Origin of the sequence: Marinobacter sp. MMG032 (assembly GCF_040112695.1) — a bacterium.
In the GTDB taxonomy this organism is placed as follows: Bacteria; Pseudomonadota; Gammaproteobacteria; order Pseudomonadales; family Oleiphilaceae; genus Marinobacter; species Marinobacter salsuginis.
Window position 1 is genome coordinate 2,276,994 of the sequence record NZ_CP157802.1, and the last position, 26,881, is coordinate 2,303,874.

Below are 26,881 nucleotides of genomic sequence, written 5' to 3' on the forward strand. Positions count from 1 at the left end.
CGTTGATTACTGCTGGTTCTTGTAATCAAAAATTTCTTTCGGAGTGACCATTTCACCGGTGTTGTTACCCCAGGCGTTCCGCTCGTAGGTAATCACCGCGGCAAGGTCCACTTCACTGAGCTGACCACCGAAGGCCTGCATGGCCGTTCCGGAGACACCGTTAACCACGATGTCGATGTGGGCGGCCATGTCTTCCAACACTACCTGGCTGCCTTTGAGCGCCGGGAAGGCCGGGGGTGCACCGCTGCCATCTGCCTGGTGACAGGCAGCACACGCGGTCTGGTAGGCTTTCTCGCCGCGCTCCATCAACTCGGCCATGGTCCAGTCTTTCTGGGTCAACTGGCGTTCACGCTCCGCGGCCTCTTTCTTCTCGGCGACCCAGGCGTTGTATTCCTCCTCGGGAACCGCCTCGACAACCACCGGCATGAAGCCGTGGTCCTTGCCGCACAGCTCGGTGCACTGACCGCGATAGATACCGGGCTCGTCCACACGGGTCCAGGTCTCGTTGATAAAGCCGGGAATGGCATCCTTCTTAACGCCAAAATCCGGCACCCACCAGGAGTGGATGACATCGTTGGCGGTCAGCAGGAAGCGGACCTTCTTACCCACCGGAATCACCAGCGGGTTATCCACCTCCAGCAGGTAATTCTCGCCTTTAGCCTGGCGGTTCTCGATCTGTTCCCGTGGCGTGGACAGGTTGGAGAAGTAGCCAAAATCCTCATTGATGTATTCGTATTGCCACTTCCACTGGTAGCCGGTGACCTTGATGTCCACCTCCGATTCGGTGGTGTCATACATATCGACCAGGGTTGCCGTGGCAGGAATCGCCATAACAACCAGGATGACAAAAGGTATGATGGTCCAGAGAATCTCTACCAGGGTGTTCTCGTGAAAGTTCGCCGGTTTGGCGCCCTGGGATTTTCGGTGGGCAAATATAGACCAGAACATGACTCCGAAGACCACGACGCCAATGACGACGCAGATCCAGAGTATGGTCATGTGAAGGCTGAAAATTTCATTACTGGTGCCGGTCACCCCCGGGGTCATGTTCAGTGTCCAGTCCGCCATGGACCAGGCGGGGAACATCAGACCGCCTAAAAGGGCACCTGCCCGCTGAGCGTGCACGCGCATACTGTGTCTCCACAGAGTGTTATTCTTGTCGGATTTTGCGTTATCCCACCGGTCTCTCTGGCGCTCGCATACACCGGAAAAACCAGAGTGGAAGCCTGCTTACGGATACCTCAGATTCGAGTATAGACACAGATCAAAAAAAGACTAAAAAATCGGCTAAATCCAAAAAAGCTAACCACGGAATTTTAAGAATCAAAAAGAATATGACTTTTCACCTCCCGGCAACCGACCGACGCCTTTGGGCTCTGGCATGGCCTCTGATGCTCACCAACCTCACCGTTCCTCTACTGGGGCTGGTGGATACTGCCGTGCTCGGACATCTGGAAAGTCCCGAATACCTGGGCGCCGTGGCCGTTGGTGCCAATCTGTTCAGTATCCTGTACTGGACCTTTGGCTTCATGCGGATGGGCACGACCGGCCTGGCGGCCCAGGCATGGGGCAAGCGCGACAGCTTCAGCCAGGTGGCATTACTGCTGCGCTCGGTGCTGCTGGCAACGGGTATTGGCGTGCTGCTGATTCTGTGTCACCAGCCACTGATCCAGACCGGGCTGACCCTGATGAATCCCAGTCAGGGCGTTACCGAGCTGGCAGCCGAGTATGCAGCTATCCGGATCTGGAGCGCGCCGGCCGTTCTTTGCCAGTACACGCTGGTTGGCTGGCTGATCGGCACCCAGTTTCCCCGGGGCCCCATGATCATGCTGATTGCCGCCAATGGCCTGAACATCGTGCTGGATATCCTCTTTGTTACCGTGCTTGGCTGGAACAGCAGAGGCGTGGCCATCGCCACGGTCATTGCCGAGTACGGTGCCGCCACGATCGGATTCCTGATCGTGCTGAGCCGGATGCCCGAGGGGCAGACACTCACCCGGGCTTTGTTTGGCAAGCTGGAGGATTACCTGAAGATCCTCCGGGTGAACCGCTACATCATGGTTCGCACCATCGCCCTGCTTTTGGTGCTGGCGTTCTTTACCGCCCAGGGCGCGCGACAGGGAGACACCATCCTCGCGGCAAATGCGGTCCTGATCACTTTTCTGTTGCTGATTTCCAACGCCCTGGACGGTTTTGCCAATGCCGCCGAGGCGCTGATTGGTGAAGCCATTGGCAAAGGCAGCCGGCGCCGGTTCCGGGTGGTCTTCCGCAGTGCCCTGAGATGGTCACTCTGGGGCGCCCTGCTACTGACCATTGTTTTTGTCGCCGGAGGGCACTGGCTGATCTCGCTGCTTACCGGTATCGAAGAGGTCAGGGCCACCGCTTGGCGCTTCCTGCCGTGGCTCTGGCTGCTACCGTTTGCCGCAGTCTGGGGCTTTCTTCTGGACGGCGTGTTTATCGGGGCAACCCGGACCCTGGACATGCAGAACACCATGCTGTTTTCCGCCCTGGCCGTTTTCGCGCCGATCTGGTGGCCGACCACGGGCTGGGGCAATCACGGGCTCTGGTTCGCACTGATCTCCCTGATGATCGCACGGGCCGTGAGTATGGGGTGGCTCTGCTGGTCCCACACGCGTCATGGCCGGTGGTTCCAGAACCAGTGACCCGGATTCAATCTGTAACATTACGGCTCACTATTTACACCATGGCACAAAAGCAGTTGGAAAAATCTCGGCTACACTTGTCTGAACAGGCAGGCACGATGTGGTAGCCAGCCCTCCTCTCCTGCCCGGGAACTCGTTGCTATCAGTTGCTAACAACGGGAGGCGCCTTGCGACCTCAATTCGTTCAGACATCGGCTTCTCCTGAAATGACACCACAGGTAGTCCTAGAGATTATTGACCAGGCGCGACGCAAGGAAGCCCGCTCCGGAACCTTCCTCCGGCAGCTTCATGAAAAGGTTGCTGCGTTGCCGTCTGCCGTTACCATCGAGGGTTACCAGCCTGCCACCTGCCTGTTCCAGTTTGTGGTCGAATACATTGAAATGGCGCCGAGGCTGATTGAGTGCGTCGAAGCCTGCGCCCGTGAGGCGGGGAAAGCCGATCTGTTTGAGCCATTCGTGAACGCCGCCATCCGCTATTTCACCCAGCCGTCGGCGCTTCTGGTGCGCTACGACGGCCTTGATGGCCTGCTGATTCGCGCCTACCTCTGCCACAGGCTGATGGAAGAGATGTATGAAAATAACCGGTGTACCCGGGCCAGTGAAATCGTGGATATAGAAGCCACTCGTGCTAACCTTCTGGCTCATCAGCTGATCGGCGAGCCCTTTGCCAATGAGTTGGACGACTCCATCACCGTAACCGTGTTGCAGATAGCAGGCACGCCGGACTATTACGAGCTGAACCTCGACCCGTTTGTCGAGCAGGTGAACAACGCCGCGTGGGACTGGATGCGGCATTACTGGGAAAATCTGCTGGTAAGGAACCACATTCGATTTTCCCTCGGTTCCGGTCTGGCCTGACAGGTTCAGAGGATTAATGAGAGTATCAGCGAGTGCAGTACTGGCGGGCCTTTTGATGTCTGCCATGGCAGTGACAGCCAACGCCTACGAGTTGTCTGTAACCGTTACCCTGGATGGCAGCACCGAGCCCGTGGCCAATGCCGTGGTTTCCGTGGACAGCGGCCGTCAGGGCACCCCGGTTTCTGCCGAAATCTATCAGAAGGATCGCGCCTTCCATCCTCATGTGCTGGTGGTTCCCGTTGGCTCCAGCGTGGATTTCCCGAATCGCGACAATACCCAGCACCACGTTTACTCCTTCTCGCCGGCAAAAACCTTCAACATTGAACTCTACGCCGACCGCCCGGCGGCTCCGATCGTGTTCGATAAACCAGGCATCGTTGAGCTGGGCTGCAACATTCACGATCACATGCAGGGGTTTGTGGTGGTTACTGATACCGCCGCGACCGGCCAGACGGATGCCTCCGGCCAGGTCACCCTGTCCATCGAGTCGCAGGATACCGAAGGCAGCCCTGAGAAGGTGACACTGGAGATCTGGCACCCACGACTGCCGGACAACACCCGCCCGGTCACCCGTGAAATCGAGGCTGGCGACAAGTCAGCAATCGTAACGCTCAACCTCGAACCTGAGCCTGCCGCAGAAGGTTCGCTGGACCGACTCCAGCAGCGCTTTCGGGAGCTTTGATGGGTTTGGCGTCTCGTCTCGGATTCCGCGGCCGACTGATTGCCGCCATGATTTCACTGGTGGCCCTGGTCAGTCTGGTGATCGTGGCCCTCCTGATGGTGTACCTGTTCGAGGATGAAAAAAGCCGGGCCCTGGAGCAACTGGCCATCGGTGAGCGGCTGACCAACGAAGTCATTGACCGGCGCACCGAACTGGAACTGTCCCGGCTCAGCGTCGTGGTTCAGGATTTCGGCTTTCGCTCTGCCATTGCCAGCCGCGACCCGGCCACCATCGACAGCGCGCTAGAGAACCACAGCGGAAGGGTAGGTGCCGACTTCGCGCTCCTGCTGGACAGTCAGGGGCAGCCCCTGGCCTCGACCTTGCCGCGCCCGTTTCCTGAAATCACACCCGACCAGCTCGCCAACACTCGGCGCAACGGGTTTACCCGGTCATTGCGCGCTATCGACGGCATGGGCTTTGAGGTTCTTGTAACGCCGGTTGAGGCTCCGGGTCTTCGGGCCTGGCTGGTTACCGGTTTTGCCCTGGACCAATCCCTCGCGGAAGTGATCGCCCGTCTCAGTGGGACCTCGGTGATTTTCCGGGCGCGATCCGATCAAACAGAGGGCCTGAGCAGCTTTGCCACCACCACCCGCATCGACGACAATCTAGAACAAGAGCTCAAAGGGGCACCCGGCAACGCCAGGTTCATCGAAAGTGCTGGCTATTTCACCCGCATCATCAACCTTGGCGACTCGGAACCTGCAGCCATCCAGGCCGTGCTGCTGATCAGTCGCGATGCAACGCTCCAGAATTATTACCGGCGGGCCGTGGAAATCGCCCTGTTGGTGAGCGCCATCCTTATCTTCGCCATTCTGCTTGCCCTGGTTATTGCCCGGAATCTGGGTCGTCCGGTGTTGCAACTGGCAAGCTACGCGCGGGCCATTGGTGAGGGCAATACGCCCCAGGCACCAGCCATCAGGGCCGGCGGCGAACTGACCCAGCTCCGGAACGCCCTGAGGGACATGCTGTCCGGCCTTCGGGAACGGGAAGCCCAGATCCGGTATGCGGCGACCCATGATGATGTCACCGGGCTTAAAAACCGAAACGCCCTGATGCAAGACGCCGCCAGGCTTTTTGAGCAGGGTGAACGGGGCACGCTGTTGGGTATACGCCTGAACGACCTCTCCGACATAAACGATACCCTGGGCCTGGAATTCGGCGACAAAGTCCTGATTGGCATCGCCAGGCGCCTGCAGGAAGAGCTTCCAGACGCGCGTATCGTCGCCCGTACCGGGGGCGGTGAGTTCTTGGCCCTGATTCCCCAACTGCCCCAGGAGCAAAGTAGTCACCGGATCCGACAACTGCACGAGCTGATTGAATCCCCTCTGCAGGTAGACCAGACCCCCTTCTCCCTCAGGGTCACCATCGTCACCATGGAACTGCCGGAAGATGCCTCGGATACCGATGCCCTGCGTCGCAGGCTCAATCTTACCTTCGAGCAGGCCGAGGCCCACCCCGATGCCTTCACCCGCTACAAGCCCGGCCAGGATGAAAGCCATCTCCGGGAACTGAAGCTGATCACCGATCTGCACGCGGCAATCCTGAATAACGGGTTGCATATGAACTATCAGCCGAAACTCGACAGCCAGACCGGCGAGCTGGTTCAGGTAGAGGCCCTGGTGCGGTGGATTCACCCGGAGCTCGGATTCATATCCCCGGAGGAGTTCATCTTCCTCGCCGAGCAATCCGGGCAGATTCATGATCTGACAGCCCATATCCTTCAACGGGTGGCCAGCGATGCGCGGCAATGGCATAACCAGGGTGTTGACGCGGGTGTGGCCATCAACCTGTCCGCCATGGACCTGACCTGGCCTGCCCTGATCCAATACATCCGCGATACCTTCAAGGACTGGCACCACGATCTGGCGCGGGTCACCCTGGAAGTCACCGAGAGTGCGCTGATGGAAGATCCGGAAGAGGCCATGGCGACCCTGAATCGGCTCCGTGAGTTGGGCGTGACCTTGTCGGTCGATGACTTCGGCACCGGCTATTCCTCGCTGTCCCAACTGCGCAAACTGCCGGTACAGGAGCTGAAAATCGACAAGTCCTTCGTCTTGAAACTGGATTCCGAGCCTCAGGACCAACTCATCGTGCGCTCCACCATCGATATGGCCCACGGCCTTGGGCTAAAAGTCGTCGCCGAGGGCATCGAGAATCTGGAGGCCTGGCAGCTATTGCAACACTGGGGCTGCAATCTGGGCCAGGGCTTCTACCTGAGCCGGCCGGTAGCCCCTGAGGATTTGCCAGAGACTGCCCGGTCCCTGGCCGCCCGAGAACGGGAACTGACCCACCGCAACCCGGAGTATTCAGAATGACAGCCAGACCCTTCATAACCCTGACCCTGGCGCTTCTGGTAGCCCAGACCGCCGTGGCCGACATCGGCAGCCGGATCTGGGCGACCGGAGGTGTCACTACCATTGAAGGCAGTGCCGGTGGTGGCCTGGTCCCCTGGGCCCTTCTGGGGAGTTACGCCAGCGATGAAGAGTGGGGCGGCACGCTGGCGCTCAGCCGGGCCGAAGTGGACGATTACTCGCTCTCGGTCACCGGCGCGGGACTGAACTGGAACAACCGTCTGGAAATCACCGTGGCACGGCAGACCCTGGATCTGGACAGCCTGGTGTTTACCCTCAAAGACGGCTTCGGACTTGAACAGGACGAACTGAATCAGGACATTTTCGGTGCCAAGGTTCGGCTCGCCGGTGATGTCCTTTACACTCCCTGGGGCCAATGGTCTGCCGGCATTCAGTATAAACGCCAACGGGATTTCACCGTGCCTTCGGCCATCGGCGCCCGGGATGACAGTGGCACCGATGTGTTTGTCAGCGGCAGCAAGCTGTTCTTCGCGGCGGTGATGGAGAGGAACCTGTTGGTTAATCTGACCGCCCGGGCAACCAGGGCCAACCAGGGCGGCCTTCTGGGTTTTGGCGGTGACCGGAATAACAGCCACGAACTGATGATGGAGGGCAGCGTAGGACTGTTCCTGAACCGTCAGTGGCTGGTGGGTGCGGAGTACCGGCAAAAGCCGGACAATCTGGGCTTTGCCACCGAGGATGACTGGTGGGATCTGTTCGTGGCCTGGGTGCCGGACCGGCGCCTGGCGGTCACCGGGGCCCTGGTCAACCTTGGTGACGTCGCCACACTGGAGGACCAGCAAGGTCTGTATCTCTCGCTGCAGGGGAGCTTTTGATCATGAAAAACCTGAACCCCAAGCGCTTGATTGCCCCCCTGTTGCTGGGGATGGCAATGGTTCTGGTTGGCTGCCAGAGTATGAGCGGCCAAGCTGATGCCTCCCTGTATCAGCAACTCGGTGAACGAGAAGGCATTGCCGACGTGGTGGAAGACCTGCTGTACCTGATCGTCGAAGACGACCGCATCAACCAGCAGTTCAAGGGCATGGATGTCGCCCAGTTCCACCACAACCTGACGGATCAGCTGTGCGAGCTCAGTGGCGGGCCCTGCAGCTATACCGGTCGGGAGATGCGGGAGCTGCATTCCGACATGGCCATCACCGACACCCAGTTCAATGCCCTGGCGGAAAACCTGATACTGGCTATGGAACAGAACGACATACCCACCGGCGCCCAGAACCGGCTGATCAAACGGCTGCTGCCACTGTACCCTGACATTCGCAATCTATAGAACGGAGAACCCTACCTTGCTCGAAAACGCTGATCTGGGAAAACTGATTATCCGCCTGACACTGGGCGGGCTGATGCTGTTCCATGGCATAGCCAAGCTGCTGAACGGCGTCGGCTTCATTGAGGGCGAGCTGGCCAGCCATGGCCTGCCGACCGTCCTGGCCTACGGTGTGTACGTGGGCGAAATCATTGCACCCCTGATGGTCATTCTTGGCTATCAGACCCGGATCGGTGCGTTGCTGATTATTTTCAACATGCTGTTTGCCATCATCCTGGTCCATGGCAACGAGCTCCTCAGCCTTGGGCGCAGCGGCGGATGGGCGCTGGAACTACAGGGTTTCTTCCTGTTCACGGCGGTGGCAGTGATCTTCCTTGGGCCGGGGCGGTACAAGCTGAAGAACTGAGTATCCGAGGGACGTCAGGTGCCGGGCACAGTCGCGGCCCTGAAGTCCCGGGCTACCATGACCCGGTTACGGCCGGACTCCTTGGCTGCGTACAGCGCCTCATCGGCCTGACGGATCAGCTCCTGGGGCTCCGTGTCCGGATCTGGTACCAGGCAGGCAACGCCCACGCTGATGGTAAGGTTGACCGGAGCTACCCGTTCGCCTGAGTGCACTGGCGAACGGGCCACCGCCTGACGCACTCGCTCGGCAACCCGAACCGCTCCCTCTTCCGGGGTGGCCGGTAGCAGAATGCTGAATTCCTCACCGCCGTAGCGGGCCAGCAGATCCCCGGATCGCTGGACCTCGGCGGCACACAGGGCGGCCACCTCCGTCAGGCAATCGTCGCCGACCAGGTGGCCCAGCTCATCGTTTACCCGCTTGAAGTGATCAATGTCCAGCAGGAGCAGGCTCAACGGATGACCGTGCCGCTGGGCCCTCTTCCACTCATCCTGCAGTTTTTCATCAAACCGTCGCCGGTTGGCCACATGGGTCAGCCCATCGGTGAGGCTGATTGCTTTGAGCTGCTCGTTGGCCCGTTCCAGTTCGTCGGTACGCTGCTGAACCCGCAGTTCAAGAGTCAGGTTTGCCTTTTGCTGGATTGCCAGCGCCTGTTCCTGAGCTTCGTGGCGTTTGCGACGCTCCAGATTGATGCGGTAAGCAAGGGCAAAGGACAGCAGGACCACCTCCAGCGCCACGCCGATTTGCGGCATGAACTCGGTAAGGAAGCTCCGCGGCATCATACCGAGCTTGCTGACTGCCAGAATCAGGTGGCCAATCAACAACGGCGTCCAGGCCAGCACATAAAAGCCGCCAAGAACCTGGCCCTTGCGCCAGACAAGAAAACCGATAAGCCAGGCCGCTGGCGTGACCACAGCCGCAAGACCGCTAACCAGTACGATACCAGTCTGATAACTGCCGAAAAGGCCGAAAACCAAGCAGGCAAAAATCGCTGTCAGAACCCATTGCAGGAACCGGTAGCTTTTCAGGCTGTAATGCCGAATGTTCAGGAAGCGTATGGCGAAAATAATGGCGGCGAAGAGGGCAGCACAGATAACCGGAATGGTGAAATACTGATTGATACCCGGGGCATTAGGCCAGAGCCACTGGAACAGGAGACCATTGAAGTTGAGCTGAACCAGCCCCGTGAATACAACGGTCAGCACATACCAGAGGTAGGTGGAGTGGCGCACGATGACGAAGAGGAAAAGATTATAGAGCGCCATCGCAATGATGATCCCCAGAAACACCGTCTGCCAACCGTAGGAAAACTGCTCATTGGCAAGGAATTGGGCCGAGGGCGTAACTTCGACCGGAATCTGGACAGATCCCTGCGTTTTTACCCGAACGAAAGCGGTGACTGGCTCAGTGTTTGACGGTACCAGGAAGACAAAGTTGCGATGGTGGATCGGGCGGCTGCCGAACGGCAAGGTGTCGCCGGTGTGGTGGGTCTGGATCAGCTCGCCATTGAGCACCCAGTGCACTGACACTTCATCCAGCAACGGGTAGCCGATCTCCATTACCCGGTTTGCCGGCTCGGGAGGAATCTCGACTCTCAGCCAGAAACTGCCATCACTGAAACCACGATTGAACACCTCGCTGGAACCGGATCTCTGCCATTCGCTGGGCGGCAGGGCGCGAACGTCTTCCAGTGCCAATTCATCAGCGGGCGCTTCCAGACAGTCGAATGCAACGGGAGCGGCCTGAACAGGCACGCTGGCCAGACATGCCAGCGCGAAAATAATCAGAAGGACGCAGTATAACTGCCGCACCATAGCTGTTTCCGGTTTCCGGGCCCGTCCTGGTGTTCTACACTTTCAGGCCCTGACTGAGTCGTACGCATCCCTGCAATTTTTTCCAGTTTAGACGGTTGCGAATGCTACGTCCTCCGTAACGACAGGGCCAGCATAGCCCGAATCCATTGAGGCCAATAATGACCGAGCGCAAGAACGAAATACGTCCGGGGAAATATCGACACTACAAGGGCAAGGATTATGAAGTCCTTGGCGTTGCCCGGCACAGTGAAACCGAAGAGCAGATGGTGGTGTATCGCTGCCTGTACGGTGACTACAGCCTCTGGGTGCGCCCGCTGACCATGTTCCGCGAAACCGTGGAAGTAGCCGGCGAGCAGGTACCCCGCTTTGCCCGCCTCGACGAAGTCTGACGGTTACACAACCGCTTTGACTACCGCGATCATTTCCTGCACATTACCGCGCTTTTCATGATGCCGGCCCCCACAAGGGGCCGGGGAAACCATTAATTCCTACCCGGAGTTTTGCCATGAATGCCGTTGTAGCTGCGGTTGCCATCATGCTCGTCCTGAGTTTGTGCCGCATTCACGTTGTTGTTGCCCTGATCATCGGCGCCGTATCCGGCGGCCTGATTGCCGGAATGTCCCTGGAAGCCACCATCGAAGCCTTCAATAATGGCCTGGGCGGCGGTGCCACCGTGGCTCTGTCCTACGCCACCCTCGGTGCCTTCGCCGTTGCCATCGGCAAATCCGGCCTGGCCCACGCCCTGGCCGACAAGGCCCTGGCACTGGTCGGACGGCAGGAAGAAGGCGCCGCCGTGAATGGCATGCGCTTTCTGATCATCGGCCTGCTGCTGGCCATTGCCATCTCGTCCCAGAACATCCTGCCGATCCACATTGCCTTCATACCCTTGGTCGTACCGCCGCTATTGTACGTGATGGCAAAATTGAACATGGACCGCCGCCTGGTGGCCTGCGTGCTGACCTTCGGCCTGATCACCCCCTACATGTTCCTGCCGGTCGGCTTTGGCGGCATCTACCTGAACGAAATCCTGATCGCCAAGATCAACGCCAACGGCGTCGACGCCTCCGGTATGAGCGTCATGAAAGCCATGGCGCTGCCGGCTCTGGGCATGCTCTGCGGTTTGCTGATTGCCGTCTTTTTCAGCTACCGCGGTGGCCGCTCCTATAACCTGGAAACGATTACCCAAGCTGAACGGGTGGACACCAGCTACAGCCCGCGCACCCTGATTATGGCCCTGGCGGCCATCGTTACCGCGTTCGTGGTACAGCTCTGGCTGGGCTCAATGATCCTCGGCGCCCTGGCCGGATTCGTGCTGTTCAACCTGTCCGGGGTGGTGCGCTGGAAAGAGGCCGATGACCTGTTCACCGAGGGCATGAAAATGCTGGCCATGATCGGCTTCATCATGATCGCCGCGTCTGGTTTTGCCGAGGTGATGCGGGAAACCGGAGAAATCGCCAGCCTGGTGGACAGCTCCGTGGGCGTAATTGGTGAGAACAAGGCGATGGCCGCACTGCTGATGCTGGTGGTAGGTCTGCTGATCACCATGGGTATCGGCTCGTCCTTCTCCACCATCCCCATCATCGCCGCACTTTACGTGCCCCTGGCACTGCAGCTGGGGTTCAGCCCCCTGGCCATCGTGGCCCTGGTCGGCACCGCCGGCGCCCTAGGTGATGCCGGCTCTCCGGCCTCCGACTCCACCCTCGGCCCCACCGCCGGCCTAAACGCCGACGGCCAGCACAACCACATCTGGGATACCGTGGTGCCGACGTTCCTGCACTACAACCTGCCATTGCTTGGCTTTGGGTGGTTGGCGGCTATGGTTCTTTGAGTTCGGAGGTGGCTTTGTAGCCTTCGTGTTGAGGGGAGTTGCGAGGGGGCCGGATTATTTTTCCCTTGGAAATGGCAACTCGCTGCGCTCAGACATCAATTTCCGGCGGGAAAAATAATCCGGCCCCCTCACATAAGAACTCACGGATATCGCTGAAAAGACCTTGTCCTAAAGAAATATCTCTTGAGTCAGGTAGAGAGGGTGTGGGTGTGCTTTTCTGGCGGGGAAAAGATGTCTGAGCGAAGCGAGTTGCTTTTCCCCAGAAGAAAAGCATTCCCATGGCCTCTCCGCCCGCAAACCTGCAGGCTAGGAAGAACAGCTTACTCGTCGTCGGCCGAAGACTTGAAGAACACGACCTGCTTGACCGTGTGATCGTCCTCGTTCTTGCGCTTGTTCACCCGCGTTTCGAGTTCCGGATTGGTCGGTTGCTCGGAGTCCGACATAGCATCGGTGAAGCCACAGGCGACGCATTCGCGAATCTGCTCATCGTCGTCGGTGGTGTACATCATGATCTTGTCCATCTCCGCGCAGCGGGGACAAACGGCGCCGGCGATAAAGCGTTTTGGACTCGCCATAGTAAAACTCCCGATAAAACATCCGACAGCCATTACGACTGCCGGCTCAGATTGGGTCAGGCAGCTTCGTCCGTGATGCCGGTTTGTTTTAGCAGCGCATCCACCTGCGGTTCTCGACCCCGGAAGGCCTTGAACAGTTCCATGGGCTCCTGTGAGCCGCCTTTCTCCAGGATATTGTGGAGGAAGGCCTTGCCGGTTTCGGGGTCGAAGATGCCTTTTTCCTCGAACAGGGAGAAGGCATCGGCCGCCAGCACTTCCGCCCACTTGTAGCTGTAGTAACCCGCCGCATAGCCACCGGCAAAGATGTGCGAGAAGGCGTTCGGGAAGCGGTTGAATTCCGGTGCTTCCACCACGGCGATCTCGCTGCGCACCTTGCGATGCATGTCCAGCGGGTTGGTCGGCGCTTCGTCGGTGAATTCCGCGTGCAGGCGGAAGTCGAACAGGGAGAACTCGAGCTGGCGCACCATGCCCATGCCAGACTGGAAGTTCTTGGCCGCCAGCAGTTTCTGGAGCAGGTCTTCCGGAAGCGGTTCGCCGGTTTCGTGGTGCGAGGCGATCAGGGCCAGGGATTCCGGGTTCCAGCACCAGTTTTCCAGGAACTGGCTGGGCAGCTCGACGGCATCCCAGGCCACGCCGTTGATGCCGGAGACATCCAGCACATCCACCTGGGTCAGCATGTGGTGCAGGCCATGGCCGAATTCGTGGAACAGGGTGGTAACCTCGTCATGGGTGAGCAGCGACGGCTTACCATTCACCGGCGGGGTGAAGTTACAGGTCAGGAAGGCTACCGGCAGCTGGAGCTGGCCACGGAGGTTGCGCCAGCGCACGCGGCAATCGGCCATCCAGGCACCGCCACGCTTGCCCTGGCGGGCATAGAGGTCGAGATAGAACCAGGCCAGGGGCTCGCCGTTACGGCTGATGCAGTAGGCAGTCGCGTCCTCGTGCCAGGTTTCTACTTCCGGTTTCGCTTCGATCTGTACGTCGAAGAGCTTCTCTGCCACCCGGAACAGGCCGGGCACCACTTTGTTCACCGGGAACCAGGGGCGCAGGGTTTCCGGGGAGATGTCGTAGCGCTTCTGGCGCAGCTTTTCGCTGTAATAGCCGATGTCCCACGCCTGCAGGTCTTCCACGCCGTACTCGTCCTTGGCAAAGGCTTTGAGCTCGGCAAACTCTTTCTCGGCCTGGGGCTTGGACTTGGCCGCCAGCTGGTTCAGGAAGCCCAGTACCTCGTCGCTGCTGCGGGCCATCTTGGTGGCCAGGGAGCGCTCGGCGTAGTTGTCGAAGCCGAGCAGTTTGGCCTGGGCGTGGCGGCGCTTGAGGATTTCCGCCATCACCGGAGTGTTGTCCCACTGGCCGGCATCCGGGCCCTGGTCAGAGGCACGGGTTACAAAGGCCTCGTAGACTTCGCGGCGCAGTTCCCGGTTGTCGCAGTAGGTCATCACAGGGTAAAAGCTGGGGAAATCCAGGGTGATCACATAGCCATCCAGCTCTTTCTGGCGGGCGGTCTGCTTGGCGCTTTCGATGGCAGTCTCGGGGACGCCAGCTAGTTCATCCGGGTCAGTGATCTGCTTGTACCAGTGCTGGGTGGCATCCAGGACGTTGTCGCTGAACTTGTTGGACAGCTCGGACAGCTCCCGGGACAAGTCGGCATACTGCTTTTTCTTGTCTTCCGGAAGGTCGACACCGCCGAGGTGGAAATCCCGCAAGGTGTTTTCCACGGCCTTACGCTGGGCTTCGTTCAGGTCCTTGAAATCGTCCCGTTCGGCAAGCTTCTTCCAGGCGTTGCAGAGGGCCGCGTTCTGACTCACCTCGGTGCTGTACTCGGTGAGCTTTTCGAGGCAGTTCTTGTAAACCTTGCGCAGCTCGTCGTTGTTCATCACACCGTTGAGGTGGGAAATCACGGACCAGGCATTGCTCAGTTTGTCGTCCAGCGCTTGCATGGGCTGTGCGAGGGTCTCCCAGGTGGGATCTTCCTGCTCGGCAAGCTGGCTGATTTTCATCCGGTTTTCACTGAGAATCTGGTCGATTGCCGTTTCCATGTGCTCGGTGCGAACATGGTCGAACTTCGGCAACAGGTCGTCAGTCAGTAACGGGTTATTCATAGGTCCCCTTCTCAGTTCGTCGAATCTTGGGTAGTTTGGTTTCTTAATTCTCTGGGGCTGGCACCTGTGGGAGAGGTCCTTCCAAAACACGCTCCTGGCGGCACGTCCATGTGACGCTTGACTGTCGCCATCCATGGCGACAGACAGTTTTGGAAGGACCTCTCCCACAGGCGCCCCGGGCCTCCGGGTATACGCGTTCAATTTCACTTGAACAGGTACTATGTAATGACGAATATACGTTCACACAAGGGTATCACGCCACATTTTGGGGAACGGGCATGGGTAGATCCAAGTGCCGTGGTGATTGGCGATGTGGAAACCGGCGATGATGTTTCCATCTGGCCGATGACCGTGGTGCGTGGCGACATGCACAAGATCCGCATTGGGCACCGGTGCAGCATCCAGGATGGGTCGGTTCTGCATATTACTCACGCCAGTGACTACAACCCCGGTGGTTATCCGCTCACCCTGGGCGACGATGTGACGGTGGGTCACAAGGCGCTGCTGCATGGCTGCACCATTGGCAGCCGGGTCCTGGTCGGCATGGGCTGCATCATTATGGATGGTGCCGTGGTGGAGGACGAGGTGATTGTTGCAGCGGGCTGTCTGGTGCCGCCGGGCAAGACCCTGGAATCCGGGCACCTTTATGTGGGATCACCCTGTAAGAAAGCCCGGGCGCTGACCGAGAAGGAGCGGGGGTTCTTCAAATACACCGCTGCCAATTACGTTCGCCTCAAGGATGAATACCTTAACGATCAGTAAGCCAGTGGTCTGAACGTGAGCCCGTAGCCGTATGAAACGGGGTAACCCTGCTGCATGGCGGAGGCCTCTGTGGACACATCGGACGAACCCTTTAATAGAGCTTTGCTGTACCTGCGCGCGGCAGGCCACGATACCGGTCCGGAAACCCGGGCACGGTTGCAGAGCATGCTGCAGGCTCGAGGGGCTGGACGCCGGGCTCTGAGTACCAAGCAAATGCTGGAGCTGATGCCTCAGTGGTTCGCCTTGCCCGGGCGTAGACAGGGTCTTCATCTCCCACCCATTACCCGGGCCAGTATCGGGTACCCCCGTGAGTAGCTCCGATTCCTGGCGCCCCGTTGCCCTGCGGCGGCGCTTGCTGCTTGTCTTCCTTGTGGCCACTCAGACACTGGTGGGCATGTTGCTGTTTTCCCGGACTGTGCCGGAGCAGGCAGGTTCCGTAACAATCGCGGCGCTGTTGACGGTGTTCGGGGTTCTGTTTGCCTGGATTGGGGTGGGTTTCTGGACGGCGGTTTTCGGGTTCGTCGCCCTGCGCTTCGGCGGGGACGGCTGGAGCCTTTCCAGGCGTGTAGAGCCCGAAGGGTCCAGGGAGTTATTGTCGGCCCCAACTGCCGTTGTGATGCCCATCTGCCATGAACCAGTACAACATACTCTCGGTGGCTTGAAAGCAATCATCGAGGACCTTGGGCAACGTGGACAAGCCCGCGCCGTGGATTTCTACGTGCTATCGGACAGTCGGGACCCGGACATCTGGCTCGAGGAACAGGCAACCTGCGAGCAAATTCGTCGGGAGCTTGGCCCCTATCAACATTTGTTCTACCGGCGTCGCAACGTCAACCTGAACTACAAGAGCGGCAATATTGCCGATTTCCTGCGTCGATGGGGCCGCCGCTACCGCTACATGGTCGTTCTGGACGCCGACAGCCTGCTCAGTGCCAACTGCATTACCCGGCTTATCCAGCTGATGGAGGCCCGGCCTGAGGCCGGGATTATCCAGACCACACCCCGACTGGCCCGTGCAGAAACCCGGTTTGCCCGCCTGCAACAGTTTGCCAACCGCTGCTATGGCAGGCTCTACAGCGCAGGACTGGCGGCCATTCAACTGGGGGAGGCCACCTACTGGGGCCACAATGCGATCATCAGGGTAGCCCCGTTCATGGCCCACTGCGGTCTGCGCAAGCTTCAGGGCCCGGGCCTGTTCCGGGGGCCGGTACTCAGCCATGATTTTATTGAGGCTGCGCTGATGGGCCGGGCAGGCTACGAAGTGTGGCTGGAACCTGCCATCGCCGGCAGTTTTGAGGAATCACCGCCAACCCTGGAAGACGACCTGATCCGCGACCGTAGGTGGTGTCGTGGCAATCTCCAGCACCTCTGGCTGCTGGCAACCATGGGCAAACTACGGCTGGCCCAACGGATGGCCCTGGTAACCGGCATTCTCTCTTACCTGGCTTCTCCACTCTGGCTGGTTTTCCTGGGCCTGTCCGGATTTGTGGCGTTGGCCGGACCGTCAGCAACGCCGGCACTGCCGGGGGTGATGGCCACAACGGAGGCGGGCTCAAGCGCAGGGGCACTGCTTGTCGCCGTGACCGCACTGCTACTCTTTGGGCCACGACTTCTGGCCGTAGGGGACCATTGGTTGGCTGGAAGAACTGCCAGATTCGGAGGTCTGTTCAGGCTCTGTGCCAATACCTTTCTCGAAACACTCGCGGCCCTGGCACTGGCGCCCATCCGGATGCTGGTTCACACGCTCCATGTGGTTCAGGCTGTGCTGAATCTCAACGTGGGCTGGCAGGGGCAAAACAGGTCCGGCGGCCTCAGTCCGGGGCTGAGTCTCCGGCACTATGGCCTGCTCCTCGCCTCGGCGGCGGCAGGCCTGACCCTCATTCACTGGCATGCGCCAACGCTGACGCCCTGGGCCCTGCCGGTCATGGCACCGGTGTTGTTGGCACCTGCTCTGGCCTACTGGCTTGGTCGAACCCTACGCTCGGGCACCTGGCTGCAAGTGCCAGAGGATGAGCAAACCACCCGAGTGATTGAGCTGGCCGAGACCACCGGCCCACTCAGCCATGATCCGGGTCGTTTGAGCTGGTTTGAACAGGTGGTTGTGTCGCCTGTCTTTGCCGGGATTTCAGACTATGACGCACTGCCAGCCACCGGTAAAAAGGCACGGGCGTTGGCGCGCCTGGTTGATCGCTGCGCCATTGAAGGCAAACAGGCCCTGAGTCACCGGGAACTCAGTCTGATCTGCAACCATCCGGAAGCCCTGAAAGCGCTGCATTGGCGAGCCTGGCATGCCTCGCACGAATCACCCTGGCGGGAGGTGCTGGTCCGCATGGCCCGGTCTCTTGAGCGAAGGCCTCCGGCACCGGTGTCCTTGCCCCGCCAGCCAGCAGCCCTGACATGGGCAGAGGCAGCTTCGTGATACTGGTCTGGCTGCTGCTTCTGAACGGATTATTCCTTTTGCCTTCCTTGGCTTTGCCCGGCGACACGCCCTGGTTTTCTCTGGAGGCCCTGATCGTCTGGGCCCTCATTTGCGGACTCAGGAAGCCAGAGCAAAAGTATCGCGTCGGCCAGATACTGGCTGTTCTTTATGGACTACTGGTTCTTCTTGTCCTGGCGGATGCCCTGGTGCGGGAAAGTCTGGGCCGTGGTCTTAACCTCTATCTGGAGTTGGGTCTGCTGGACGCGGCCTGGAACCTCCTGGATACCAACCTGGGTGCCGGTTTGGCGGTGCTGGCCCTCATCATTCTGGCAGCCTTACTTGCCGGGGTGGGTCGCCTGTTTCGGTACGGACTGGAACGGCTGGCACAGCACTCTCCGGCTCGCCTTGGCAAACCGCTCTGGCTGGTATCCGGCCTGTTCCTGGCCGGGGCCGTAACCCCGTGGATTGGCAGCCCGGCGCTGGCCTTCGTTGCCAATCAGGCCTCCCTGATCACTCACACGCACCAGACCACCCGAAACTTTGCCAAAGAGCTGAACGCCGGGCCCGGTCGACAGGGCCAACCCTCACCGCTGGCGAAGCTGGCGCAAACGGATGTGATTCTGGGGTTTATTGAGTCCTATGGCGTCTCGACTGTTACGGACGAACGCTACCGCTCCCTGGTCGGCCCGGGCCTCGAAGCGATGGGCCAGTCGCTCGACGCTGCGGGGCTCACGGTCGCCACAGGCCGACTGCAGTCGCCAATCCAGGGTGGCCAGTCCTGGCTCGGCCACCTTTCCGTTCTCAGTGGCCAGTGGATTCACAACCAGCTTGCCTACGAAACCCTGCTCAGCAGCGGCTACGCCACCCTGATCGATGACTTCCGAAGTACCGGACACAAAACCCTGGCCGTGATGCCGGCGATCACCCGGGCCTGGCCCGAGGGACGACTGTTTCGCTACGACCGGATCTACGATCACGACGATCTGGATTACCAGGGGCCCCCGTTCAACTGGGTCACCATGCCCGATCAATATACCTGGCACCGGTTCCAGGCCATTCGCGACAGCCATCAGGGTCCTTTGTTCGCTGAACTTGCCCTGATCAGCAGCCACGCGCCCTGGGTTCCAATCCTGCCGGTGCTTGATGACTGGCAAAGCATTGGCAACGGAGAGGTGTTCCAGCGCTGGAAAGGCGCTGGCGAGGCACCGGTTTCGCTATGGCGCGACCCGGACCGGGTCCGCCATCATTACGGACAGGCCATTGCCTATGCCCTGGAGGTTGCCGGAGGCTTTGCCGCCCACTATCTGAGCCAGAACGCGCTGATGATCATCCTGGGTGACCATCAGCCAGCCCCCCTGATCACGGGTGAGGACGCCAGCCGCGATGTCATTGTTCATGTCGTCAGTGCAGACCCGAAACTGGTGGAACCGTTTTTGTCCGGTGAACTGCCGGGATTTCGACCCGGTATCCGGCCCGATCCGGAAACACCCGGAGCCACAATGAGCCGTTTCCGCCCCTTTCTGCACCGCCATTTCGGTCAACCCTGAACCCGATTTGACCCTGATCAAAATTCCATCAACCTCACCCTTGAAAACATCCGCTATGCACCTACATTCGGAAATAGCAGAGGTTCACGGATAACCATCCGGCTGGCGCCACCGGCATGGAGCAGTTCCGCGATCGAAGCTGATGCTCAACTATTCAGATTCGTTTCGTTTAAAAAAGGAGGGCTGCCTTATGAGCAATCTTACCCGCTGGAATCCGGTCAATGAGTTCGAAGACCTGATGAACCGCTATAACCGCATGTTCGGCTTGACCCGCTCAGGCGGCGAGCGCGAAGGCAAGGACCTGTTCAGCCGCAGCGACTGGGCTCCGGCCGTAGACATCAAGGAGACTCCGGAAGCCTTCACCATTGAGGCCGAGCTGCCGGGCATGTCCAAGGAAGACGTGAAGGTGACAGTGCACGAGGGCGTTCTGAGCATTCAGGGTGAGCGCAAGAGTGAAGATGAAACCAAGAACAAGAAGCACCACCGGATTGAGCGTTTCTACGGTAGCTTCCTGCGTCGCTTCACGCTGCCGGAAAACGTTGATGAAAACAGCGTGAAGGCGAACTTCAAGGACGGCATGCTGACCCTGACGCTCCAGAAGGCCGAACCCAAAGAGCCCAAGGCCATCGAGGTCGACGTGCAGTAAACGCCGGAAATCTCAGTCAGCGACAGACGGCCGCACCGGGTTCAGTTTCCGGCTGCGGTCGTTGTTCTGGCGCCGGCCTTTTTCAGGGCACTGGCGTAATCCACACTGCGCCGATGCCGGGAGATCAGGTCCAGAATGGTCTCTCCGTCCGGACCAGGGGCGTTCAGATCCCGATTTTCGGCAACGAAAAACCCGATAAAGCGTTCAAAGTCTTCCGCCCGCATGGCCTGGTAGGCTTTCAACAGGGCATGGTAATCAGCATTCTCGTTAGCATCCCAGGGGCGGATATCCAGAAAACTCCTCACCCGCTCGTCGCTCCATTCTTCGCCAATCACTTTCGGCTTGTCCGGTCCACTCATGGTTGCTCTCTCGCTTTGCTGTGCCAGTCAGTTATCGGGCGCACAGTATAAAGCCCTGAAAGCAGGACAGTTATATGGATTGCTCATGAGAAGCTACGCACCGGCTATAAGACTCAGGGCATGATTTCGACAGGCAGGTCGCCAGTGGGAACCTCATCGCTGCATTCCGGATTTCGAATGGCAATTTCTACCCTGCGGTTCAGGGCCCGGTTCTCCGGAGTATCATTCGGCGCAAGCGGGTTGGTCTCGGCACGTCCGGCCGCAACCACCCGCTCAGCCGGTACCTGACGGTTCATCACCAGCTCATGCACTACCGACACGGCACGGGCCGCGGAAAGATCCCAGTTGGAGCGGTAGCGGTCGCTGGAAATCGGCCGGTCATCGGTGTAACCGGACACCAACACATCGCCGGTACACGCCGACAGCACGTTCACCACCCGTTCGATGATCGGGATCATTTCCGGTTTGATGGCGGCATCACCGGATCGAAAAGTGGCCTCCTCGGAAAAGCGGATCACCACCTGGTTCTGGTCGTAATTGACACTCAACGCTTCGGAGGCCACCTCCGATTCCAGCTCCCGGATCATCCGGCTGGCCAGATCAATCACACCACCGGGAATCTGCGTGGGCGCGGCCCCCTCGGCCCGCTCATCGATGAATTCGGGCTCCCGGGTCTTGGACTCGGTGGGCTCGGGCAGGGAGACGGAATCCGATTCGATCATGGTCAGTGGGGAGCCGCCGATATCCTCGGCCAGGACGTTGCTGGAGCCAAAAGCCACCGCCATGGAATTCGCCATGGCACGGTACTTCTCAACGTCCATTTCGGCAAACGACAGCAGCAGGATGAAAAAAGTCAGCAGCAGGGTGGCCAGATCGGCGAAGGTAACGATCCAGCCCGGCGTCTGGTTCTGCAAACGCTTCCGGTTTCTCTTCTGGACCAGTTCCAAACCCTCAGGCCTCCCGCTCCGGCGCCAGGCCGGTGCGCTGTTCCGGGTGGACAAACGAGGACAGCAGTTCGGTCATCACCCGGGGATTCTCGCCGCGCATGATGTTCTTGATGGACGTGATGATTAGCATCTGGTTCCGGGACTCATCCTCGGCTTTCAGTTGCAGCTTGTCGGCCAGGGGCAGGGCAATCAGCTGGGCAATGAACGCACCGTAAAGGGTAGTGAGCAGGGCGATCGCCATGGCCGGACCAATGGAGGATGGGTCATCCAGGGTATTAAGCATCTGTACCAGGCCCACCAGGGTGCCCAGCATGCCAATGGCCGGGGCGGATTCACCGATACCCCGGAACACCCGCTCGGCCACTTCGTACCGCTCGGCAGTCTGTTGAGTTTCCTGGGCCAGCGCCTCTTCCACCAGTTCCGGCGGGTGACCGTCGACACACAGATTGATCGCCTTCTGAAGGAACGCGTTGTCAGTCTGGTGGTTCTCCAGGCCCAGAATGCCTTCCTTACGCACCACCATGGCCAGCGAGCCCACTTCCCGGATCAGTTCCGTTGGCCGCGCCATACGGTCGGTAAAGGCAGCAGACATGGCCAGCCGGAAAGCGCTCATCACCGATGCCATGCGGAATTTGATCAGGGTAACCGCAAAGGTGCCACCCAACACGATGGCCAGCCCCGGAAGATTCAGGAACGTCAGGAAGGAGGCATTGGCCAGCATCGCCAGAATGACGATAAGAACACCGGCGACAAGCCCGACAAGGGTAAGAATGTCCATCGAAAATCCCTACGGAAGTTGACCATGAGCATAGCCCATCACGGGCACAGCGGCTCAGTCGTTACGCAATTCATCGATGACGGGGCGGGTGGCAGGACTCACCCCGCGCCAGATCCGGAACGATTCCGCTGCCTGCTCCACCAGCATACCAAGCCCGTCGTGAACGATCTGTGCGCCCTGTTCAAGTGCCCACCGGTTAAAGGTGGTGGTCTGCAGAGAATACATCATGTCGTAGACCACGGTTTTCTCTGCAATCACCTTCGGTGACAGCGGGGGCAAATCGCCCTGGAGGCTGGCGCTGGTACCGTTGATGATCAAATCAAACGGCTCAGAGGGCTGTTCGAATCCGCAGGCAGAAAGCCTGGTTTCGCCAGCCACGGGTGTAAACAGTTCAACCAGGGCCTCAGCCTTGGCAACGGTTCGGTTGGCGATGGTAATGGCGCCAGGATGCTCCGCCAGGATCGGACCCAGAACACCCCGAACGGCGCCTCCGGCACCCAGCACCAGAATCCGCGCTGCGTTCAGGGTGACACCGTGGTTTATGAGCAAGTCACGGACAATACCGCACCCGTCGGTATTGTCAGCGACAAGCACGCCATCACCATCCAGGTACAGGGTATTGGCGGCCCCGGCATTCTCGGCACGCTCGGTACGACGGTCCGCCAGCTTCCAGGCTTCTTCCTTGAAAGGCACGGTCACATTGAGGCCCTTCCCGCCCCGCTCGAAGAACTGTTTTACGGTACCGGCGAAATCATCCCGCGGCGCCTGTATCGCCGTGTACTCAACCGGCTCACCGGTCTCCCTGGCAAACAGGCTGTGAATCCTCGGCGATTTGCTGTGGCTGATGGGGTTGCCAACCACCGCGTATAGATCGTTAGTCATGCTGCGCCTCCAGCCAGTCCCGGCCGGTCAGGAAATAGTCGGTTAGTCGGGCTTCCTCCGAGCCAGGCTCCGCGGTCCGGTTGTAATCCCAGCGCACCAGGGGCGGCAGGGACATCAGGATGGATTCCGTCCGACCGCCGGATTGCAGGCCAAACAGCGTACCGCGGTCATAGACGAGATTGAATTCCACGTACCGTCCTCGACGATAGAGCTGAAAGTCCCGCTCGCGGTCACCGAACGGGTGGTCCATGCGGCGCCGGACAATGGGCTCGTAGGCTTCAATATAGCTGTCACCTACCGCTTTCATCAGGCCGAAATCCTGCTCGAAGTCGCCTGTGTTGTGGTCATCAAAAAACAGACCACCAACACCCCGGGGTTCATCCCGGTGTTTCAGATAAAAGTAATCATCGCACCAATCCTTGAAGCGCTTGTAGGTGCCCTCTCCAAACGGCTCGCAGGCGTCACGGGCTGTCTGGTGCCAGTGCACACAGTCTTCTTCGAAACCGTAGTAAGGCGTGAGGTCGTAGCCACCACCAAACCAGTACACTGGCTCACTGCCCTTCGGTGTGGCGATGAAAAACCGGACGTTGGCGTGGGACGTAGGCACAAAAGGGTTGTTGGGGTGGATAACCAACGACACCCCCATGGCCTGCCAGGGAGCACCGGCCAGATGCGGGCGGTGGGCGGTGGCGGAGGCCGGCATGGTGTCACCCATCACGTGGGAAAAATTGACACCGCCTTTCTCGAACACGCGACCCTCTGTAATAACACGGCTGATACCACCGCCACCCTCCGGTCGGTCCCAGGCATCCCGAATGAAAGATGCGCCCTCATCGAGGGCCTCCAGCCGGCTACAGATCGACTCCTGCAATCCCAGCAGATACTGCTTTACCGCCTGGCTATCGGGTTGCTGTGGCATAAACGCTCCTAACGAAGTTGCTGACCGCTGACAATATCAATAATACGGCTGGGTTTGCGATTACCGCCCAATGCGCCGGGCACGATCCAGTCAAGCTGATCGCCGAAATAGCGCCGGACTTGCCAGATATGCCGGGCCGGCTGGCGCCCTGCCGGGTTGCAGGAGGTGGAAACCAGGGGCATTCCCGCCGCCTTACACAGGGCGCCCACCACGGGGTGCTCGCTGACCCGCACCGCGATGGAGGTGTGCTTCCCGCGCACCCATTCCGGGATCTGCCGCTCGACATCGGGCAGGAGGCAGGTCACAGGTCCCGGCCAGTAGCGCTCTGCCTCGTCTTGAAGCGCCTGAGACAGGGGCTCCAGAAGGAAGCGGATCTGGTCGACAGACGAAGCCACCAGAATCACGCCTTTCTCAACCGGGCGCTGCTTCAGCTCCAGAATCCGCTCCACCGCCTCCTGATCCCAGGGATCACAACCCAGGCCCCAGACAGCCTCGGTGGGATAGGCGATAACACCGCCACTGAAAATCGTGCGGCGGGCACAATGCAGTTGCCAGTCAGAAAGGGGATGGGAATCGGGCATGCGCCTCTGTCAGGGTTGATCAGGGTAGATGTTCACACCGGTTTCACGCGACTTTCTGATAGCCCCCCGGGGCCGAACTGATGAGCCCCTGCAACTCGAGAAGCAATAGGGACTGCATGAGCTGGTCGGCGGGAAGACCGGTCGCTGAACTCAGTGCATCGGTTGATTGTGGATCATACCCTAAAGCCTCAAATACCGCGATTTCCCGGCTGTCCAATCCGGCCAGGAGTCCTTTGCCCTGCGGCTTTGGCTCTGGCGCCGAGTCAGGGCCGGCCTTAAGCGGCGGAGACCACCAGGCACCCAATTCTTCGAGAATGTCGTCCACCGTCTCAACCAGTCGAGCACCCTGTTTGATCAAGTGATGACAGCCCCGGGCAACCGGACTGTGCACCGACCCGGGAATAGCGAAAACTTCACGCCCCTGTTCCAACGCCATTCGCGCAGTAATCAGGGAGCCACTGCGCAGACCCGCCTCCACAACCAGCACGCCCCGGCTCAGGCCGCTGATAATACGGTTGCGCTGGGGAAAGTGGGCGGCTCGTGCCGGCGTACCGGGGGGATACTCAGAAATCATCAGACCATGCTGAATGACCCGCTCACCAAGCCGTCGATGCTGATGGGGGTAGATGCGGTCGAGGCCGCGACCAACCACCGCGATGGTCGGAAACCCGGCATCGAGCGCACCGGCGTGGGCAGCACCATCAACACCAAGCGCCAGACCACTGGTCACCAGTAACTCCCGGGAACTGAGTTCCGCAGCAAACCGTCGGGCATGGTCCAGGCCGGCCGGCGTGGCCTTCCGGCTGCCGATTATGCCGATCTGGTCCCGGGCCATAAGCCCCGTATCACCGAGGGTATACAACACCAGGGGCGCATCGTGAATATGCCGAAGCTGCTCCGGGTAGTCGGGATCCGGCCAGGTCAGAATCCCGATGCCATGCTTGCAGCAATTGTCCCTGATCGCCCGGACCTCACGTACCGCCGGATGGGCATCATCCTGCTTTTGCCAGGCCTGGATTGCCGCCGTGGCGTCTGCAGTCATGCCCATGGCCCGCAAGGTGGCGGCATTCATTGAAAGGAGTCGGGGCAGGTCAGGAAATTCTGTCAGCAGTTCACGCCGACGGGCACGGCCAACGTCTGGCAGGCATGTCAGAAACAGCCATTGGGCTGTGGCAGAGGAAAACACGGCATCGTCCTTGGAAAAAGCGAGGCCGGACCTTCCTGGTCCGGCCGTTGCATCTGTCGGTAATCAGTCAATCAGGGGTTGGTAACCTTGTCACCCACCGTCAAAGCACGGGTGGCCTGAAGCACCAAACCGTAGCTCATCTTTTCGTAGGCCTGGAACACCATCAGCAGCCCGGCACGCTCGGAGGGCAGTTCGATGGTTTCTCCGGTTACCGGATCGCGAACCAGATTGCCGCTTTTCAGCACGGCCATCACGTTGCCCGCTTCCAGCCCTTCGCGGGTACCTCGGTTGATGGCCACCACATCGAACTGACCGATCTGGCTCACACCGCCGTCGACGGAGATCATCTGTCCTTCCACATCCTGGTCAGGAGCGCTGGGCACAAAGCTGGTGGTCAGACGACGGTCTTCGCTCACCATCAGCCGGTCACCAATGCGAACTTCTTCGCTGGAGCTGGTCAGGTTTACGGTCAGCACGTCGCCGTTTTCCCGGGCCACGTCACCACGGGCAATACTCCGGGCCTCCAGACCAAGGAATTCGCCAGTTTCCGGGTCGCGGAACTCCTTGCTGCGGCGGAAGATACCCACTTTGTCCGCAGGCTTCTCGCCACGGGCATAGAGTTTGTCGCCGGCACCGGTAATAATCCGGCCATCTTCCCCTTCCAGAACGTAAGGGGCGCCATTGATTTCTTCCGGGCTGACAATACGGGTGTCGGTGAGGAAGCTGCCAATGGCATCCAGCGGGATAGCCGGGATCGGCGTGTCGATGGGCTCGGACCGAACCTTCGGCGACAGCTTCACCACATCGCTGCTGGCCACCTTGGTAATTCGGGGTTTGCCGTCGATGTAAACCAGGGCAAGGCGATCACCAGGATAAATAAGGTGAGGGTTGGCGACCTGCGGGTTCACATGCCATATTTCCGGCCAGTACCAGGGATTATTCAGAAAACGGGCCGAGATGTCCCAGAGGGTGTCACCCTTCACAACGGTGTAACGCTCGGGATGATCGGACCGCAGCTCCGGTGCAGCATGGGCCCAGGAGGTTATAAGCAGCGTAGTTGCTGCCAGAGCGTACAGCAGTTTCCTCATTGTGTAAGTCCTTGATCGCGTGCCTTGATTCTTTGCATTCTGTTGGGATGCAGTCAGTTACCTGCAGCTTATTACGTTGTTATTCCAGTTACTATAGAAGAAGTCTCGCAAATTGTGATGTTATCTTTTGTTCTTCCAGTAAATTCTATCCCGCCGCTGAAAGATTTT

At 59.5% G+C, this 26,881-nt stretch carries 27 protein-coding genes; 14 read left to right on the forward strand and 13 right to left on the reverse strand.

Features of this window, described 5'->3' with window-relative positions:
* Nucleotides 1–6: 6 nt before the first annotated feature.
* On the reverse strand, nucleotides 7–1,131 hold the full coding sequence (coxB, locus tag ABNF92_RS10535; RefSeq protein ID WP_153637109.1) for a cytochrome c oxidase subunit II: 1,125 nt from the start codon (nucleotides 1,129–1,131) through the stop codon (nucleotides 7–9).
* Between the two features lie 203 nt (nucleotides 1,132–1,334).
* Here coxB and ABNF92_RS10540 point away from each other — a divergent pair, with 203 nt between their 5' ends.
* From ABNF92_RS10540 to ABNF92_RS10570, 7 genes are all read left to right on the forward strand, one after another.
* Entirely contained in the window at nucleotides 1,335–2,663 is a 1,329-nt protein-coding gene (locus ABNF92_RS10540; protein ID WP_349342103.1) for an MATE family efflux transporter, read from the forward strand.
* A 206-nt stretch (nucleotides 2,664–2,869) separates the two neighbouring features.
* Nucleotides 2,870–3,520 carry a hypothetical protein gene (locus ABNF92_RS10545; protein ID WP_064229410.1) on the forward strand — a complete coding sequence of 217 codons (651 nt, stop codon included), beginning with the start codon at nucleotides 2,870–2,872 and terminating at the stop codon, nucleotides 3,518–3,520.
* Nucleotides 3,521–3,536: 16 nt separating this feature from the next.
* Complete coding sequence (locus ABNF92_RS10550) at nucleotides 3,537–4,202, forward strand: methylamine utilization protein (protein ID WP_349342104.1); 666 nt, start codon at nucleotides 3,537–3,539, stop codon at nucleotides 4,200–4,202.
* Nucleotides 4,202–6,556, forward strand: coding sequence for an EAL domain-containing protein (locus ABNF92_RS10555; protein ID WP_349342105.1), 2,355 nt, complete (start codon nucleotides 4,202–4,204; stop codon nucleotides 6,554–6,556). The genes ABNF92_RS10550 and ABNF92_RS10555 overlap by 1 nt, the downstream gene beginning before the upstream one ends.
* Nucleotides 6,553–7,428, forward strand: a complete 876-nt coding sequence (locus tag ABNF92_RS10560) for a DUF3034 family protein (protein WP_069182461.1) — start codon at nucleotides 6,553–6,555, stop codon at nucleotides 7,426–7,428. The genes ABNF92_RS10555 and ABNF92_RS10560 overlap by 4 nt, the downstream gene beginning before the upstream one ends.
* 2 nt (nucleotides 7,429–7,430) lie before the next feature.
* Complete coding sequence (locus ABNF92_RS10565) at nucleotides 7,431–7,880, forward strand: group 1 truncated hemoglobin (RefSeq protein ID WP_349342106.1); 450 nt, start codon at nucleotides 7,431–7,433, stop codon at nucleotides 7,878–7,880.
* A gap of 16 nt (nucleotides 7,881–7,896) precedes the next feature.
* The gene (locus tag ABNF92_RS10570) at nucleotides 7,897–8,283 is read left to right on the forward strand and encodes a DoxX family protein (protein WP_349342107.1); all 387 of its coding nucleotides are present in this window, start codon (nucleotides 7,897–7,899) and stop codon (nucleotides 8,281–8,283) included.
* Nucleotides 8,284–8,297: 14 nt separating this feature from the next.
* Here ABNF92_RS10570 and ABNF92_RS10575 read toward each other — a convergent pair whose 3' ends face one another.
* Nucleotides 8,298–10,094, reverse strand: coding sequence for a diguanylate cyclase (locus tag ABNF92_RS10575; RefSeq protein ID WP_349342108.1), 1,797 nt, complete (start codon nucleotides 10,092–10,094; stop codon nucleotides 8,298–8,300).
* A gap of 158 nt (nucleotides 10,095–10,252) precedes the next feature.
* On the opposite strand from ABNF92_RS10575, the gene ABNF92_RS10580 reads away from it, so the two are divergent.
* Together ABNF92_RS10580 and ABNF92_RS10585 are read left to right on the forward strand one after the other, a co-directional pair.
* Nucleotides 10,253–10,483 carry a DUF1653 domain-containing protein gene (locus ABNF92_RS10580; protein ID WP_305965404.1) on the forward strand — a complete coding sequence of 77 codons (231 nt, stop codon included), beginning with the start codon at nucleotides 10,253–10,255 and terminating at the stop codon, nucleotides 10,481–10,483.
* A gap of 116 nt (nucleotides 10,484–10,599) precedes the next feature.
* Nucleotides 10,600–11,922: a Na+/H+ antiporter family protein gene (locus ABNF92_RS10585; RefSeq protein WP_349342109.1), complete on the forward strand. Its 1,323-nt coding sequence runs from the start codon at nucleotides 10,600–10,602 to the stop codon at nucleotides 11,920–11,922.
* A gap of 88 nt (nucleotides 11,923–12,010) precedes the next feature.
* Here the strand turns inward: ABNF92_RS10585 and ABNF92_RS10590 are convergent, their stop codons facing one another.
* Genes ABNF92_RS10590 through prlC form a run of 3 tightly spaced genes read right to left on the reverse strand, consistent with a single transcriptional unit; the run spans nucleotide 12,011 to nucleotide 14,599 of the window.
* The gene (locus ABNF92_RS10590; RefSeq protein ID WP_136630981.1) at nucleotides 12,011–12,202 is read right to left on the reverse strand and encodes a hypothetical protein; all 192 of its coding nucleotides are present in this window, start codon (nucleotides 12,200–12,202) and stop codon (nucleotides 12,011–12,013) included.
* 40 nt (nucleotides 12,203–12,242) lie between these two features.
* Complete coding sequence (locus tag ABNF92_RS10595) at nucleotides 12,243–12,497, reverse strand: YheV family putative zinc ribbon protein (RefSeq protein WP_291904997.1); 255 nt, start codon at nucleotides 12,495–12,497, stop codon at nucleotides 12,243–12,245.
* 56 nt (nucleotides 12,498–12,553) lie between these two features.
* Nucleotides 12,554–14,599 carry an oligopeptidase A gene (gene prlC, locus ABNF92_RS10600; RefSeq protein WP_349342110.1) on the reverse strand — a complete coding sequence of 682 codons (2,046 nt, stop codon included), beginning with the start codon at nucleotides 14,597–14,599 and terminating at the stop codon, nucleotides 12,554–12,556.
* 225 nt (nucleotides 14,600–14,824) lie between these two features.
* Here prlC and ABNF92_RS10605 point away from each other — a divergent pair, with 225 nt between their 5' ends.
* The 5 genes from ABNF92_RS10605 (at nucleotide 14,825) to ABNF92_RS10625 (ending at nucleotide 19,973) form a co-directional block, all read left to right on the forward strand.
* On the forward strand, nucleotides 14,825–15,361 hold the full coding sequence (locus ABNF92_RS10605; RefSeq protein WP_209399356.1) for a gamma carbonic anhydrase family protein: 537 nt from the start codon (nucleotides 14,825–14,827) through the stop codon (nucleotides 15,359–15,361).
* A 69-nt stretch (nucleotides 15,362–15,430) separates the two neighbouring features.
* Entirely contained in the window at nucleotides 15,431–15,676 is a 246-nt protein-coding gene (locus tag ABNF92_RS10610; protein WP_349342111.1) for a hypothetical protein, read from the forward strand.
* On the forward strand, nucleotides 15,669–17,780 hold the full coding sequence (gene mdoH / locus ABNF92_RS10615) for a glucans biosynthesis glucosyltransferase MdoH (protein ID WP_349342112.1): 2,112 nt from the start codon (nucleotides 15,669–15,671) through the stop codon (nucleotides 17,778–17,780). The genes ABNF92_RS10610 and mdoH overlap by 8 nt, the downstream gene beginning before the upstream one ends.
* Nucleotides 17,759–19,327 carry a sulfatase gene (locus ABNF92_RS10620; RefSeq protein ID WP_349342113.1) on the forward strand — a complete coding sequence of 523 codons (1,569 nt, stop codon included), beginning with the start codon at nucleotides 17,759–17,761 and terminating at the stop codon, nucleotides 19,325–19,327. Before mdoH ends, ABNF92_RS10620 begins: the two co-directional genes overlap by 22 nt.
* 190 nt (nucleotides 19,328–19,517) lie before the next feature.
* Complete coding sequence (locus tag ABNF92_RS10625; RefSeq protein WP_349342114.1) at nucleotides 19,518–19,973, forward strand: Hsp20/alpha crystallin family protein; 456 nt, start codon at nucleotides 19,518–19,520, stop codon at nucleotides 19,971–19,973.
* 41 nt (nucleotides 19,974–20,014) lie between these two features.
* Here ABNF92_RS10625 and ABNF92_RS10630 read toward each other — a convergent pair whose 3' ends face one another.
* The 8 genes from ABNF92_RS10630 to ABNF92_RS10665 all read right to left on the reverse strand — a co-directional run bounded on the left by ABNF92_RS10630 (nucleotide 20,015) and on the right by ABNF92_RS10665 (nucleotide 26,713).
* Nucleotides 20,015–20,332 (reverse strand): PA4642 family protein, encoded by a 318-nt coding sequence (locus ABNF92_RS10630; protein WP_349342115.1) that lies wholly within the window; start codon nucleotides 20,330–20,332, stop codon nucleotides 20,015–20,017.
* Between the two features lie 113 nt (nucleotides 20,333–20,445).
* Nucleotides 20,446–21,279: a flagellar motor protein MotB gene (locus ABNF92_RS10635; RefSeq protein WP_349342116.1), complete on the reverse strand. Its 834-nt coding sequence runs from the start codon at nucleotides 21,277–21,279 to the stop codon at nucleotides 20,446–20,448.
* A gap of 4 nt (nucleotides 21,280–21,283) precedes the next feature.
* Nucleotides 21,284–22,057, reverse strand: coding sequence for a MotA/TolQ/ExbB proton channel family protein (locus ABNF92_RS10640; protein ID WP_069182449.1), 774 nt, complete (start codon nucleotides 22,055–22,057; stop codon nucleotides 21,284–21,286).
* Between the two features lie 54 nt (nucleotides 22,058–22,111).
* Nucleotides 22,112–22,939, reverse strand: coding sequence for a shikimate dehydrogenase (gene aroE / locus ABNF92_RS10645; protein ID WP_136630989.1), 828 nt, complete (start codon nucleotides 22,937–22,939; stop codon nucleotides 22,112–22,114).
* On the reverse strand, nucleotides 22,932–23,858 hold the full coding sequence (hemF, locus tag ABNF92_RS10650) for an oxygen-dependent coproporphyrinogen oxidase (protein ID WP_349342117.1): 927 nt from the start codon (nucleotides 23,856–23,858) through the stop codon (nucleotides 22,932–22,934). Before hemF ends, aroE begins: the two co-directional genes overlap by 8 nt.
* 8 nt (nucleotides 23,859–23,866) lie before the next feature.
* On the reverse strand, nucleotides 23,867–24,439 hold the full coding sequence (locus ABNF92_RS10655; protein WP_069182446.1) for an L-threonylcarbamoyladenylate synthase: 573 nt from the start codon (nucleotides 24,437–24,439) through the stop codon (nucleotides 23,867–23,869).
* 43 nt (nucleotides 24,440–24,482) lie between these two features.
* A complete protein-coding gene (gene dprA, locus ABNF92_RS10660) occupies nucleotides 24,483–25,625 on the reverse strand; it encodes a DNA-processing protein DprA (RefSeq protein ID WP_349342118.1) in 1,143 nt (380 codons plus the stop codon).
* A 71-nt stretch (nucleotides 25,626–25,696) separates the two neighbouring features.
* Entirely contained in the window at nucleotides 25,697–26,713 is a 1,017-nt protein-coding gene (locus tag ABNF92_RS10665; protein ID WP_069182444.1) for a LysM peptidoglycan-binding domain-containing protein, read from the reverse strand.
* Nucleotides 26,714–26,881 lie beyond the last annotated feature (168 nt).